The sequence below is a fragment of the Planococcus sp. 11815 genome (assembly GCF_051096385.1).
Lineage (GTDB): Bacteria > Bacillota > Bacilli > Bacillales_A > Planococcaceae > Planococcus > Planococcus citreus.
The window spans coordinates 1,651,301-1,664,972 of the sequence record NZ_CP096991.1; the positions used below are offsets into that span (position 1 = coordinate 1,651,301).

A 13,672-nucleotide genomic window follows, 5' to 3' on the forward strand; every position below is an offset into this window, starting at 1 on the left:
GTCGTACACGAAAAGTGCTGCCTCCCAAAAGTTGAATTTTCTTTAACCTTGGGGGCACAGTTTTGTATTAGGTTAAAGTCAAACGGAGGTTTGAAGACTTTGGATAATTAAATATATTTTTATAGTTAACATATGAGAAATTATCGGAAGAAGGAACTTCATTTGAAGTTCCTTTTCTTTTTCGTTTATGAAGTTAACCTTTGTGAACACTCTGAGACTGTGACTTTTGATAATAACCAGCGTATTAATAGAAAAAAGTACAATTTGAATAAAAAGAATTTTCACTTTACTTTGTTCGAGTCCATAATGGTATTAGTAGCTCGAAGGGAAGATGAAGTGGTGATACCTATGGACGAATTGAGTGAACCTAAATCTAATAGCGAGAAAATCAAAATCATCTTGTTGCTGGCAGTGCCGGCGATGGTGGAATATTTTTTGCAGACGGTGGTTGGCTTTATCGACACATTGTTCATTGCGCGGATCGGGCTGCAGGAAGTTACAGCGGTAGGAATAGCTGGTGCTGTGCTGGCCATCTATTTGGCACTCTTTATGGCTTTAGGCGTAGGAACTTCTTCGCTCGTTGCCCGGAAATTGGGAGCCGGTAATCTTGACGGTGCCAGGAAAGTTGCACAGGAATCGCTCGGGTTTTCCACGGTAGTAGCAATAATATTAAGTATTCTGACCTGGTTCGGTTCAGAGTTTTTTATGTCTTTGTTCGGCGCTGAAGAAAATGTGGTCCAAATAGGCGCCGTTTATTTAAAAATAGTCGGGGGCGGCGCGTTGTTCCTTGCTTGGATGACTCTACTTAGCAGCATACTTAGGGCAGGTGGCGATACCAAAAGCCCAATGAAAGTTGCGTGGATAATCAACATCATCCATATCCCACTAAATTACGTATTGATTTTCGGTATGGGGGCGTGGAATGGATGGGGTGTTGAAGGGGCTGCATGGTCTACACTTCTCGTCCGAGCAGTCGGAACGTGGCTGCTGTGGCGTTATTTGAAGAAATCTGTTTTGGCTATTTCACTCGGCACCTTATTTTCATGGGACAAGAATACAAAGGAAATGATTTATTTAGCCATTCCGGCTGCTGTGGAAAGAATGATTATGCGGCTTGGCCAAGTTGTTTATTTTGGCTTGATTGTAGTGATTGGGACAAAGACATTTGCTGCCCACACCATCGCAGGAAATATTGAGATGTTTTCTTATATGCCAGGGTATGGGCTGGCGCTGGCCGCGACAACTTTGGTCGGACATAGTTGGGGTGCGGAAAATTGGCGTGAAGCTTATCGCTATGGTATTTTGACAGCTGCAATCGGAGTGGTTTTTATGAGTTTTATCGGTCTTGCGATGTTCATCTGGGCTCCGTGGTATGCCTCGTGGTTTACAAAAGATTCCGAAGCGATAGAAATGGTTGCTATTGCTCTTCGCATTGATGCTTTTGCTCAGCCTGCGCTAGCTATAGGATTGATTTTAACAGGGGCGTTGCAAGGATTGGGAGATACGAAGTCGCCGATGTACAGCACGGCAATCGGCATGTGGGCAGTCCGGATAGTGGGTATTTATTTTCTCGGCATATATCTAGAAATGGGGATTGCAGGAATTTGGCTGGCGATTGCGGCGGACATTGCTTTGCGTGCGGTCTACTTATTCTTCAGGTTCAAGTCACAAACAATGCAAAAGATAAAACTAGAACAGGATCGTGACGAGAATATCTTCAACTAATTTGTAATCAGCTCTATTACAAATCGCAATGTATTTTAAGTAATATGTTATTCTGAGTAAAATTACGTACTTCACTTGAAACACGGGATTTATCATGATCAGGCGGTTTTCGCGGCAAACGTGTTAAGGCCCCGTGTTAGTGGGAAAGGAAGAAGCGAATGAAGCGCATTCTGGTAGTGGAAGATGAAAAATTGATGTGTGACCTTATCCGTATTCATCTTGAAAGCGAGTTCGATCTGGTGTTTGCCTACGATGGCGCTCAGGCGCTGCAGATAACAAAAGAGCAATCTTTTGATCTATTGGTATTGGATATCATGATTCCTTTCACGAACGGGTTTGAAGTGTGTAAAGAAATCAGGCGCAACTCCAATACACCCATCCTTATGTTGACGGCCCGATCTGCGATTGAAGATCGTGTAAAAGGGCTTCAACTCGGGGCAGATGATTATTTAGTAAAGCCTTTCGATTTCGAGGAATTGAAAGCGCGCGTCTATGCCTTGTTGAGAAGGAGCGCTCAAGTTAAAGAGAACGTAGCCAATGATTCGATAATTGTTTTAAAAGGTAAAAAATTAATGGTCAATAAACAGAATAAACAAGTAGTTTTCTGTGGACGGAGTATGGAGCTTACAGCGAAAGAGCATGCCATCATTGAGTTGCTCGCAGGGTCACCGAACAAAATCTTTACACGCGAAGAAATACTCGATTTGGTATGGGACTACTCAGAAATCCGGGATGTGCGGGCTATCGATTCGCACATCAAGAATATCCGGCTGAAATTCAGGAAGCTACAGCCAAACGTGTCGGTTATTAAAACGGTGTGGGGTTTAGGTTATCAAGTGGATTTGAAGGAAACTGCAGATGAGGCGTAAAGGGATTGTATTAAAGTTGGGTTTGCTGATTATGGCCCTATTTTTGAGTATCCTGATTCCGTTTGCATTCTTGATCGACCGAATATTCTTGAATGTTTATTCCATTTATCTAAACGATAACGTCAAGTCTCTCGCCCAGAGTTTGGAAGTCGAATGGGTAGAAAAAAATCAATCCCCTGAAGAAATTTATCATCACTTGGATCTTTTCTTCGAACATGAAGTGATTTTTTTAAATCAGGGTGGTCATATAACGCATGGCAATATCATGGAGTTCAATGAAGGGAACCATATCCCGGATGAATGGATCGCCCGGATGCAAAAAGGGGAGACCTTAGAAGGCGAACGTTACAACTCAGACACTGAAGAAAATTTTTATTATTTCGTAGCGCCAGTTTTTGACGATGAATCCTTTCAGGGTGGAGTAATGATTTTCTCTTCTATTGATGAACTGCATAATAAGATGCACAACGTAAGAGACTGGATGTTTCGGGCAATCGCGGCGACAATCCTGATTGCAATAGGTTATACGTTTTTCATTGTTTGGTATCTATCCAGGCCACTGGTCAGTATGGAGAAAGCGACACGCGAAATCGCAAAAGGCAATTTAACTACACGGGTAGAAGTGAAGAGCCAAGATGAACTTGGCTCTTTAGGCAACGCCATCAATGATTTAAGTGTGGAGCTTAATAATTACCGGAAAACCCGAAGTGAATTTTTAGCGAATATTTCTCATGAATTGAGAACCCCGACTTCCTATCTGATTGGCTATGCAAACCTTATTAAACAAGGAAAGTACGAAACACCCGAAGAGTTGGGCCGTTATGCATCGGTCATTGAGGGGGAAGCATCAAGACTTGCGAAATTGATCCAGGAGTTATTCGCTTTATCAAAAATGGAAGAAGGGGAATACACGCTTCAGATCCAAGAAGTGGATATGGAAGACTTTGTCCAAACCTTGCATGCGAAAATGAAACTGAAAGCCGCAGAGAAAGGGCTGGCTGCAACTGTACAGTTGCATAGCAATGACCGCGCATTCTTTACGGATGGCATGAAGCTCGAACAGATTTTGTTGAACCTCCTGGAGAACGCAATCAATTATACAGAACAAGGATCGGTCAGCCTGCAAGTCGAGATGGGAGAGGAACATATTGAGTTCATTGTCGAAGATACAGGGGCAGGAATACCGGAAAGTGATCAGTCTCTAATATTCGACCGATTCTACCGAGTGGACAAATCTCGATCCCGTGCGACCGGTGGGACGGGGCTTGGCTTGGCCATAGCCTCTGAACTGGCCAAACAAATTTCAGGAACCATCCAAATGGAAAGTGAGGAAGACAAAGGGACTCGTTTTATTGTAAAGTTTCCATACAGTATCGATAATCAGGATACAATGAACTGAGGTTTTTGGCTGAAAAGACACATTTTCTCTCCATATTTTCTCCATAATTCATTTCTATACTCATGTGTAACGAAATGGAAATGGGGAGATGTAGTATGTGTGGATTTATAGGGGTTATTCCTGGTTCTCCAGGGGCTAATGAAGAAACTGTGCTGAATGCTATGCTGAACCCAATTGTCCACCGCGGGCCGGATAACCAGTCAGTGTACAGTGATGGTCAAGTTGGACTAGGGTTCGCCAGATTGAGCATATTGGATCTACGAAGTGCTGCCAATCAGCCTTTGGAAGCTGAAGAGGTGGTCCTTGTCTTTAACGGGGAAATTTACAATTTCCGTGAAATCCGGACTGAATTGATGGAACTGGGGTTCGAGTTTTCAACGACTTCCGATACAGAAGTGCTGTTAAAGGGCTATCTGCATTTCGGGGAGAACATCATCGGGAAATTACGCGGCATGTTCGCGATCCTGATTTGGGATAAACCAAACGGGAAGTTCATTGCGGCAAGGGATCCGTTCGGCATTAAGCCTTTGTATTACACAAAAACCTCCGACGGCTCATTCTTGTTTGCCTCCGAGATCAAATCCTTCATGGAGCATCCCAGATTTTTGAAAAAGCTGAACAAACGGGCGTTGAAGCCCTATCTGACTTTCCAGTACTCAGTGTTGGAAGAGACCTTTTTTGAAGGCGTCTACCGTGTGCAGCCAGGAACTTATCTCGTGATGAAAAAAGGCGAAGAGACCCGGACGGTCGCTTATTTCTCCCGTGAATTTAAGGAACAACGTAAAAGTTACGGGGAATACATCGAAGATATCCAGCAGGCTGTCGCCGAATCTGTTGACGCGCATAGAGTAAGCGATGTCCCGGTAGGCTCCTTTTTGTCAGGGGGGATCGACTCGAGCTACATCACCTCTTTGCTGAAGCCGCAAAAATCCTTTACCGTGGGATTTGAAGATTATGAGGACATGTTTGATGAGACCCAACTAGCGGTAGAGTTAGCGGGACAGTTGGGAGTCGAGATTGAGCAGCGGTATGTAAGTGCGCAGGAAAGTTTTGACGTCTTTCCCAAAATTCAATGGCATATGGACGAGCCGCATTCCGATCCGTCGATTATTCCATTGTACTTTTTGAATGAAATGGCCAGCAAAGACGTGACCGTTATTTTATCCGGTGAAGGGGCGGATGAATTATTTGGGGGATACGAATGGTATCAGCCTTCTAAAAAGCTGAATTCGTACCGGCGATTGCCGAAAGCTGTCCAACATACGCTTGCACAAGTATCGAATGCCTTGCCGCAATCAAACCCGTATCGAAAGTTTTTCCAAAAAGCCATCCAGCCGATTGAAGAGCGTTTCATTGGCCATGCGCTTGTGTGGAGTGAGAAAGATGCGCTTGGAATTTTGAAAACCGACTATCAAGCTGGCCCTTCTGTACAGGAAGTGGTGGACCCGCAGTATTCGAAAATGAATTATTACAATGAAACGGATAAAATGCAGGCGCTTGATTTGGAGTTGTGGTTGCCTCGAGCTATCCTTCTGAAAGCAGATAAGATGAGTATGGCCCATTCGATTGAGTTGCGTGTGCCTTTCTTGGACAAGAAAGTATTCGAAACGGCAAGGCAATTGCCGGAAAGCATGCGGGTTGATTATGGCAAGTCGAAAGTCGCTTTACGGGAAGCAGCGCTTAAGAATCTTCCGGAAGACTGGGCAAAGCGGAAAAAGTTAGGTTTTCCCGTGCCGATCCGCCACTGGATGAGAGAAGAAAAGTTTTATCAAATGATTTATTCGACCTTCCAACGAGAGTATGTCCAAGAGTTTTTCAATCAAGAGAAACTGTTGGAGTACCTCGAACGGCATTATAAAAATGAGGAAAATCATGCGCGGTATATTTGGACAATCTATAGCTTCTGCATTTGGTACGAGCAGTATTTCTTGGACGAATCAAATAGACAGGAAGCCAAGAACCAAAATAAGCACCCAGTCTTGCAAGGACAGTAAATGAAACTTCAAATGTGCAGGAAACAACTTTCATTGGTCTTCCAATCAAAATTAGTTTGGACATCAAAAAACACCACGATTCATTATCGCGGTGTTTTTGTTATTTTAGCATCGTTTCTAAAGTTTTCAGGTTCTTTTGCATCAAAGTGAAGTAAGTTTTGTTATTGTCTTCATTTTCCGGAATGAGAACGCTTAGGTTATGAAGCTCCACAGCTCCGACTTCATTCTGAACCACTTCAGGCAGCTTGGAAGACACGTTTTACTCAAACGCAATGTGTTCGATGTTCTTCTCTTTTGCCAAGTCCACGATGGCCGTCAAATCTTTCTGCGAATGCTCATCTTGGCTATTCAACCCGGCAACCGGAACGTGTTCAAATCCGTATGTGTCCGTTATATAGCCAAAAGCATCATAGGAAACGAAAAATGTCATGTTTTCTGTGTTGCTGCCTAGTGCTTGATCGGATTCAGCCACTTGCTGCAGCTCGATAATCAGTTCCTCGTAATTTTCTTCATACGTCTCGGGACCTTCTGCATCAGCTTACACAAATAAATCTTTACAACGCGGTATAAAGGTAACTGGCAGTCATTTTAGGCGAGGCCGAATACAGACTGAGAGGAATATAAACCAAAGTTTATTCTTCTTTATAGTAAAAGAGTTAGTGATTGAAGAGGCAAATATTTCGCTGAAACAAACCGCTGAATTGGCCCAGGCCAATGATCGCGTTTGATTTCCACGTACTCGTTATTTGTATATTCAGATATGGTTTTTCGCCAAAACTTCTGTGCGGGAAGGTTGGTTTCGAGCTCAGCCACTTCCCAGACCCCTTGAAACAGGTCAAAAAGTTGAAATGCGGCTTGCTTGCCGATACCTTCCTTCCGGTATTTTTTCATGATGAAAAATTCGCATATCTTTAAATAGGAAGAACAACTTGAATCCTCAGACGCTATCTCGCGCACCAATGCAAATCCGGCAAGGTTTCCATCCACCTTGATTAGGAACGGGAAATGCGTAGGAATTGTCCAATAGTAATCCAGGTACTTGTAGCCAAACAAACCGTTTTCATCCACATCTTCGGATTCGAACTCGGAGAAGTCGTATTGATACAGTTCCATCAAGTTTTGCAATACATGCTTTTGTTCGATAGTCGGCTGAAAGATTTCAAGTTTCATGTTCCTTCCTCCATTCTGTCGATTTATTTATCTACTATAAATGTGAAATGTGTAAAAAGAATGGAGAAATGATTCTGAAGAATAAAATAATAGAAAAATTAAGAGTGGACTCTATAAAATTCGAAGTGGTGTAGAGATTGATGGGCTAAATTATGGTTGAGAGTAACGTTAGCATATTAGGGGATTATCGGTAGAAAACCTTCACTTGGAGCTTTTCTTTTTTGTAAATGACTTCTTTAGTAAAGATTTAAACCTTAACTATTGTATCTCGCCGAGTATTAAAATATGCAGTTTGTGTGGAATTCTTAACTTTCTGTTTAGCGGAACAGGGTCTAGGGAAAAGTCAAGTACTTGTTATCGATTTGATACTTAACATAAGTTAGCAATGTTTCTATACAGAATGGAGGAGTTGAGGATGGCAGATTATAAAAAGAATAGTATCTCCTTAATCGGTGCTGTAGGATTAGGAACCGGGGTGATGATTAGTGCAGGAATCTTTGCCTTACTAGGACAAGTCGCGCAACTTGCAGGATCATGGTTTCCTCTGATGTTTATAGTAGGGGGGCTTGTTACAGCTTTTAGTGCCTATTCTTATATAAAGCTAAGTAATGAATTTCCATCAGCCGGTGGAATTGGAATGTTTTTAGTTCAAGCTTACGGTAAAGGAACAATTACAGCTGCAGCTGCTTTGTTAATGGCCATTTCAATGGTCATTAATCAAAGTCTGGTTGCCAGAACATTTGGTACCTACACTCTACAACTTTTTGATATCAATCAATCAAGTTATCTTGTTCCGTTATTAGGAGTGGGGTTACTGACTTTTGCATTCTTGGTAAATATTTCTGGAAATAGCTTCATACAGTCGTTTACATCTATAGCTTCACTACTCAAGATTGCAGGATTAGCTGTTTTTGGGATAGGTGGATTAAGCGTAGCGGGATTTTCGTTTTCATCTGTAGAAAGTGGGGGAGATTCAGCAGACCCCACCATAGCAAGCTATATTGCTGCGGTAGCATTGACAATTTTAGCGTTTAAAGGGTTTACTACGATTACCAATAGTGGTTCTGAAATAACAAAACCGAAGAAAAACGTTGGCAGAGCCATTATGATTTCGATTTCAATTAGTTTGCTTGTGTATTTATTAATTGCATGGTCAGTTTCAAGTAATTTACCATTGGACCAGATCATTAAAACAAAAGATTATGCACTTGCTGAAGCAGCAAGACCTGCGTTTGGTGATTACGGTCTTTGGTTTACTGTCGGAATTGCCATCATCGCAACCATTTCCGGAATAATTGCAAGTGTCTTTGCCGTATCACGAATGTTAGCGATGTTAACAGATATGAAACTGATTCCTCATAAACACTTCGGTATGCCTGGTGATATACAAAAACATACCTTGGTTTATACAATCGTATTAGCTATGTTTCTAACCATCTTTTTTGATCTGAGTAGAATTGCTTCAATGGGTGCTATTTTATATTTGGTAATGGACATGATCATTCATTGGGGAGTGTTCAAGCATTTGAGAGAAAAAGTGGGAGCCAATTCAGTGATCGTATTGACCGCTTTGACACTAGATGCCATCATACTCGCTGCATTCATTTGGATTAAAATGAATTCCGACTTATTTGTGGTCGGTGTCTCCTTTATATTCATCCTGCTAATCTTTGCAGGAGAGCGTTTCTTTTTAAAACGTACAGCATAAACGATTTCAAAATGTTTTAAAATCGAGTTGAAAGACACCCGCAAGAAGTTCCCTAGGAACTTCTTGCGGGTGTCTTATTCTTCAATAGATTTCAATTTGTCCCATCATGCCACTATCTTCATGCTCTAAGATGTGACAGTGAAAAACATATACACCTTTCTCTGGAAACGTCACGAGCAATTTCACTTTTTCACCTGGATTAACTAATACACTATCTTTCAAGCCTTGTTCGCTAGGGTCTACTTCCTTGCCGTCACGAGAAATCACTTTAAATTGCGTCCCATGAATGTGAAACGGATGAATCATACCACCCATCATATCCTTCTTATTGTACACTTCCCATACTTCAGTAACGCCTTGTTCTTGGCGTAAGTCAATGCGATCGGCATCAAATTTTTTGCCGTTAATCGTTACCATATCCATCATGCCAAACAATTCAATGTTTTTTTCAATAGGCATTTCTTTTTCTTCCGGCGTTAAGAATGGCTCCTCTGTCGTCCACTTTTCCGTTGGATTTGCAGTAGCATCTTCAAGTTTCACATCAAATGGCAATAATTCAACGCCTTCATCGTTTATGATAGCGAGTGATTCTTCGGCTGTTAGTTTTGAAAAATCTATCAAAATTTCTGCGCGCTCTGATGCCGCTAATGTTAATTCTTGTATTTCTACAGGTTCATCGAGCAAACTTCCATCAGAAGCAATTTGAGTAAAGCTAGCGTCATTGCTTAAACTAAATGTGTAGTTTCGTGCATTCGATCCATTTAATACACGGAAACGCATAATTGGTTTTGTAATCGTTAATTTAGGATTGATTGTGCCATTCACGATAGAAACGTCTCCTAATGTGCCATCTTCATCCATAAGTTGGTTGTAATTCAACTGTTTGTCTTCACTAAAAAGGCGATCTTGGAAAATCAAGGGAATATCGTTAACTCCATAATCGTTAGGTATAACTAGTTCTTCCTTATCGGAGCTATCGATAAGCAACATACCAGATAAGCCTCTATATACTTGCTCAGCGGTCATTTCATGAACGTGTGGATGATACCATAAAGTTGCCGCTGGTTGATCTGCTTCGAGCGTTATAATCCGACTTTCTCCAGGTTGGATTTCATCAAGAGGTCCTCCATCTATCTCACCAGCAACTTCAAGTCCGTGCCAATGAAATGTAGTAGGTTCGTTTAAGTCATTTGTAATTTTAACCTCCACTTTTTCGCCTTCTTCTATTGTGAGAGTGGGGCCTAGTAAGTCGCCATTATATCCGTAAGTTTCCGTTGATATTCCTTTGTAAAACTCGGTAGTTCCTTGTTGGGCAACGACTTCATAATCATAATTTTGACCCTGCTGCTTTTCAAGCAATGGAGGTATAGTTAATTCATTGGAACCCTCAGAAGAGGCAAGGGAAGGTACATTCCCATGATCCATCATTGAACCCATTCCCCCTTGATTCATCCCTCCCATACTTTGGTCAGAATCTTCTCCGTTCATCATATTTGAATCCATTCCACCACGATTACCAGAACAAGCAGATAGAATTAGTAACAAAAAAACCATGAGCCCGATCAACTTAAGAAATGCACGCATTGTTTACCCTTCTTTCGTATTTATTATATTGCTACTGTAAACCTAATATGTGAATATCTTGTGCAGAAATAGTGACACAGTTATGGATAAAAGTTGAAAAAATTTATCTGCACAGAAAATCAAAACTATTCTTTTATACTTATTCTAGAATCGAATGGTAGAAAGTAGGAATACAGCAATGTTGAAAAATTTAGGATCAATAATTATCATGAGTGCGGTAATTTTGTCGGGATGTAATGAAGAGAAAGAACCAACAAAAGAAATTCCATACAGTGGTGAACTCAATCATGTCCATGAAATAGGCTATGCTGGAAATAATGATGGATTGTATTTTGCGAGTCATACGGGTTTGAAAATTCACCGCGAAGGAAGTTGGTATACTATTTCGGATAATTTTTTCGATTACATGGGGTTCAGTCCTACAGACGAAGGGTTTTATACATCTGGACATCCGAGTGCCGATTCAGATATGCCAAATCCACTTGGGATTCAAAAGAGTACAGATAGTTGGAAATCTTTGGAGCATATTGCTTTTGAAGGAGAAACAGATTTTCATGCATTGGCCGTAGGATATGAGAGCCACGATATCTTCCTGCTAAATCCAGAAGTGAACTCTGAATTAGCAGTTGGGTTTTATAAACGTAAGAGTACGCAAGATCAATGGGAGTCTGTAAATGCAGCAGGATTAGAAGGAGAACTTTCAGCGATTGCTTTGCATCCTAGCAACTCCAATTTAGTCGCAGCAGCAACGTCTACGGGGGTATATGTCTCTAAAGACGGTGGAGAACAATTCGAACGAATTACAGAGGAAGCAGTTCGAGGTACAGCAGTTTTCTTTAATGAAACTGAATTGTATTACGCGAGCTACGAAGAAAATGCAATGTTGACCAAATATACAACAACTAACCAGGAAGAACAAGTCAGTTTGCCAAATTTGAAGAAAGATGCGGTAGCTTTTATTGCTCAAAACCCTGCTAATGAGGAAGAATTGGGATTGTATACACTGCAAGGAAAAGCTTTTTTAACACAAGACAATGGAGGTACGTGGTCGTCTTTACTCCAGCAAGGCAAGGTAGATTAACCAAACACCGGTTATAGCTGAGGATAAGTCAATTAAAAGGAGTGATTAAGATGAACAATAAAAACTCACATCATAATCATGAACAACAAGCTTCGGAGCATGAGCATGATAAAGGGAAGGCAAATCATTCAAACCATAATCACGATGGCCATGGCGGTCACGGAGATATAGTAGCAGATTTTAAAAAGCGATTTTATATATCAATGATTCTAACTATACCCATCTTAGCCTTGTCTCCAATGATTCAAAATTTTTTAGGCGTTGATTGGCGATTTGATAACGACCTATATATTTTATTTGTCTTATCCACTATTGTTTTCTTTTATGGCGGATGGCCGTTTTTAACTGGAGGAATTCAGGAACTTAAAAAGAAAAATCCAGGTATGATGACCTTGATCGCATTAGCAATCACCATTGCCTATGGGTATAGTACGATGGTTGTTTTTGGGTGGGACGGTAATCAGTTGTTTTGGGAGTTAGCTACGTTAGTTGTCATTATGTTACTTGGCCATTGGATCGAAATGCGTTCAATTATGGGAGCGTCCAATGCTTTAGAAGAGTTGATTCAGCTCATGCCAAACGAGGCACATAAACTAGACGAAAATAACAACGCTCATGATGTACCATTAGCAGAAATCCAAAACAACGATCGCTTATTAGTCAAACCAGGCGAAAAAGTTCCAGTAGATGGATTAATCATTGAAGGAAAATCAACAATTGATGAATCTTTACTCACAGGAGAATCGCATCCTGTTGAAAAAGAAGAAGGCGACCAAGTTATTGGGGGATCTGTAAATAATGAAGGGTCCTTAATAGTCGAAGTTGAAAAGACAGGGGAAGCCTCTTATTTATCACAAGTAGTTAAGCTAGTAAAAGAAGCCCAAGAGTCCAAATCTCGAACACAAGATTTAACAAATCGCGCAGCTAAGTGGCTATTTTACTTAGCCATCGTAGCAGGACTTGTAACCTTTTCTACTTGGATTCTCATAGGCTACACTGTTGATGTAGCAGTGGAACGAATGGTTACGGTTATGGTAATCACATGTCCTCACGCATTAGGTCTAGCGGCACCACTCGTTGTAGCCGTTTCCACATCGATATCAGCTAAAAAGGGCTTGTTAATTCGCAATCGGGCAGGGTTTGAAGATGCACGCCATTTAAATGCGGTAGTTTTTGATAAGACAGGCACGTTAACAAAAGGAGAATTCGGCGTTACCGATATTATGCCGAGTAGATATTACACAGAAGAGGATGTTCTACAACTGGCTGCTGCGATCGAACAAAACTCAGAGCACCCCATTGCGACGGGTATTGTAAATTCCGCGATGGGTCAAGGACTTGAACAGAAACGAGTAACCGACTTTGAATCGATTACTGGAAAAGGTATACAAGGGCGAGTGGGCGATCTGAAAATAAATGTGGTCAGTCCGAGATATGTGAATGAAAATAATTTAAACTTTGATGAACAGCAATTTAATGAGTTATCGGAAGAAGGAAAAACAGTTGTATTTATTTTGGTTGATGACGAACTTGCCGGTATGATTGCTCTCGCTGATATCGTACGCGAAACTGCTAAAGAAGCCGTATCAGCATTAAAAGCACAAGGAATAAATTCAATTATGTTGACCGGGGACAATCAAAAAGTAGCTGATTGGGTAGCGAAACAGCTTGGCATTGACGAAGTATACGCAGAAGTGCTTCCAGATGATAAAGCCACCCAAATCAAAAAGATCAAAGATAAAGGATGGAAAGTAGCGATGACTGGAGACGGGGTTAATGATGCGCCGGCACTGGCAACAGCCGATCTTGGAATCGCCATCGGGGCTGGAACGGACGTAGCGATGGAAACGGCTGATGTGGTACTTGTGAAAAGCAACCCGAACGATGTGGTGGCGTTGATCGATCTTTCGAAGAAGACCTACCGAAAAATGGTCCAGAATTTATGGTGGGCAACAGGGTACAACATCTTTGCTATTCCGTTAGCTGCAGGGGTTTTAGCACCTTGGGGAATTGTGATCAGCCCAGCAATCGGCGCTGTCTTCATGAGTTTGAGCACCATTATTGTGGCGATTAATGCCAAATTGTTAAGAGCATGAGTCATGACAAATAAGTCGGTTAATTGTTTCTTTTTAAGTTTACATA

General features: G+C 41.4%; 9 protein-coding genes and 1 pseudogene. 7 read left to right on the forward strand and 3 right to left on the reverse strand.

Going from position 1 to position 13,672, the window contains the following annotated elements; translation table 11 throughout:
- The first annotated feature begins 162 nt into the window (after positions 1 to 162).
- The 4 genes from M1Q06_RS08425 (at position 163) to asnB (ending at position 5,987) form a co-directional block, all read left to right on the forward strand.
- Positions 163 to 1,725, forward strand: coding sequence for an MATE family efflux transporter (locus M1Q06_RS08425; protein ID WP_434402775.1), 1,563 nt, complete (start codon positions 163 to 165; stop codon positions 1,723 to 1,725).
- Between the two features lie 158 nt (positions 1,726 to 1,883).
- A complete protein-coding gene (locus tag M1Q06_RS08430) occupies positions 1,884 to 2,594 on the forward strand; it encodes a response regulator transcription factor (RefSeq protein ID WP_434402777.1) in 711 nt (236 codons plus the stop codon).
- A gap of 16 nt (positions 2,595 to 2,610) precedes the next feature.
- Positions 2,611 to 3,993 carry a HAMP domain-containing sensor histidine kinase gene (locus M1Q06_RS08435; protein WP_167456516.1) on the forward strand — a complete coding sequence of 461 codons (1,383 nt, stop codon included), beginning with the start codon at positions 2,611 to 2,613 and terminating at the stop codon, positions 3,991 to 3,993.
- Positions 3,994 to 4,088: 95 nt separating this feature from the next.
- Positions 4,089 to 5,987 carry an asparagine synthase (glutamine-hydrolyzing) gene (asnB, locus tag M1Q06_RS08440; RefSeq protein WP_434402779.1) on the forward strand — a complete coding sequence of 633 codons (1,899 nt, stop codon included), beginning with the start codon at positions 4,089 to 4,091 and terminating at the stop codon, positions 5,985 to 5,987.
- A 259-nt stretch (positions 5,988 to 6,246) separates the two neighbouring features.
- Here the strand turns inward: asnB and M1Q06_RS08445 are convergent.
- Positions 6,247 to 6,513: pseudogene (locus M1Q06_RS08445) on the reverse strand (metal ABC transporter solute-binding protein, Zn/Mn family); the annotation flags it as partial.
- Between the two features lie 116 nt (positions 6,514 to 6,629).
- Positions 6,630 to 7,157, reverse strand: a complete 528-nt coding sequence (locus M1Q06_RS08450) for a GNAT family N-acetyltransferase (protein WP_068870833.1) — start codon at positions 7,155 to 7,157, stop codon at positions 6,630 to 6,632.
- A gap of 415 nt (positions 7,158 to 7,572) precedes the next feature.
- On the opposite strand from M1Q06_RS08450, the gene M1Q06_RS08455 reads away from it, so the two are divergent.
- The gene (locus M1Q06_RS08455) at positions 7,573 to 8,865 is read left to right on the forward strand and encodes an APC family permease (protein ID WP_068870831.1); all 1,293 of its coding nucleotides are present in this window, start codon (positions 7,573 to 7,575) and stop codon (positions 8,863 to 8,865) included.
- Between the two features lie 81 nt (positions 8,866 to 8,946).
- Here the strand turns inward: M1Q06_RS08455 and M1Q06_RS08460 are convergent, their stop codons facing one another.
- Positions 8,947 to 10,449, reverse strand: coding sequence for a multicopper oxidase family protein (locus tag M1Q06_RS08460; RefSeq protein ID WP_434402782.1), 1,503 nt, complete (start codon positions 10,447 to 10,449; stop codon positions 8,947 to 8,949).
- A 178-nt stretch (positions 10,450 to 10,627) separates the two neighbouring features.
- Between M1Q06_RS08460 and M1Q06_RS08465 the strand changes: the two genes are divergently transcribed.
- Both M1Q06_RS08465 and M1Q06_RS08470 read left to right on the forward strand, forming a co-directional pair.
- Positions 10,628 to 11,530: a F510_1955 family glycosylhydrolase gene (locus M1Q06_RS08465; protein WP_434402784.1), complete on the forward strand. Its 903-nt coding sequence runs from the start codon at positions 10,628 to 10,630 to the stop codon at positions 11,528 to 11,530.
- A 50-nt stretch (positions 11,531 to 11,580) separates the two neighbouring features.
- A complete protein-coding gene (locus tag M1Q06_RS08470) occupies positions 11,581 to 13,626 on the forward strand; it encodes a heavy metal translocating P-type ATPase (protein WP_434399264.1) in 2,046 nt (681 codons plus the stop codon).
- The last annotated feature ends 46 nt before the right edge of the window (positions 13,627 to 13,672 follow it).

What these genes read in the sequence shown, in the direction of transcription:
- M1Q06_RS08465 (WP_434402784.1), top strand. Translation starts at nt 10,628, where the DNA reads ATGTTGAAAAATTTAGGATCAATAATTATCATGAGTGCGGTAATTTTG.
- M1Q06_RS08450 (WP_068870833.1), bottom strand. Translation starts at nt 7,157, where the DNA reads ATGAAACTTGAAATCTTTCAGCCGACTATCGAACAAAAGCATGTATTG.
- M1Q06_RS08455 (WP_068870831.1), top strand. Translation starts at nt 7,573, where the DNA reads ATGGCAGATTATAAAAAGAATAGTATCTCCTTAATCGGTGCTGTAGGA.
- M1Q06_RS08430 (WP_434402777.1), top strand. Translation starts at nt 1,884, where the DNA reads ATGAAGCGCATTCTGGTAGTGGAAGATGAAAAATTGATGTGTGACCTT.
- asnB (WP_434402779.1), top strand. Translation starts at nt 4,089, where the DNA reads ATGTGTGGATTTATAGGGGTTATTCCTGGTTCTCCAGGGGCTAATGAA.
- M1Q06_RS08460 (WP_434402782.1), bottom strand. Translation starts at nt 10,449, where the DNA reads ATGCGTGCATTTCTTAAGTTGATCGGGCTCATGGTTTTTTTGTTACTA.
- M1Q06_RS08470 (WP_434399264.1), top strand. Translation starts at nt 11,581, where the DNA reads ATGAACAATAAAAACTCACATCATAATCATGAACAACAAGCTTCGGAG.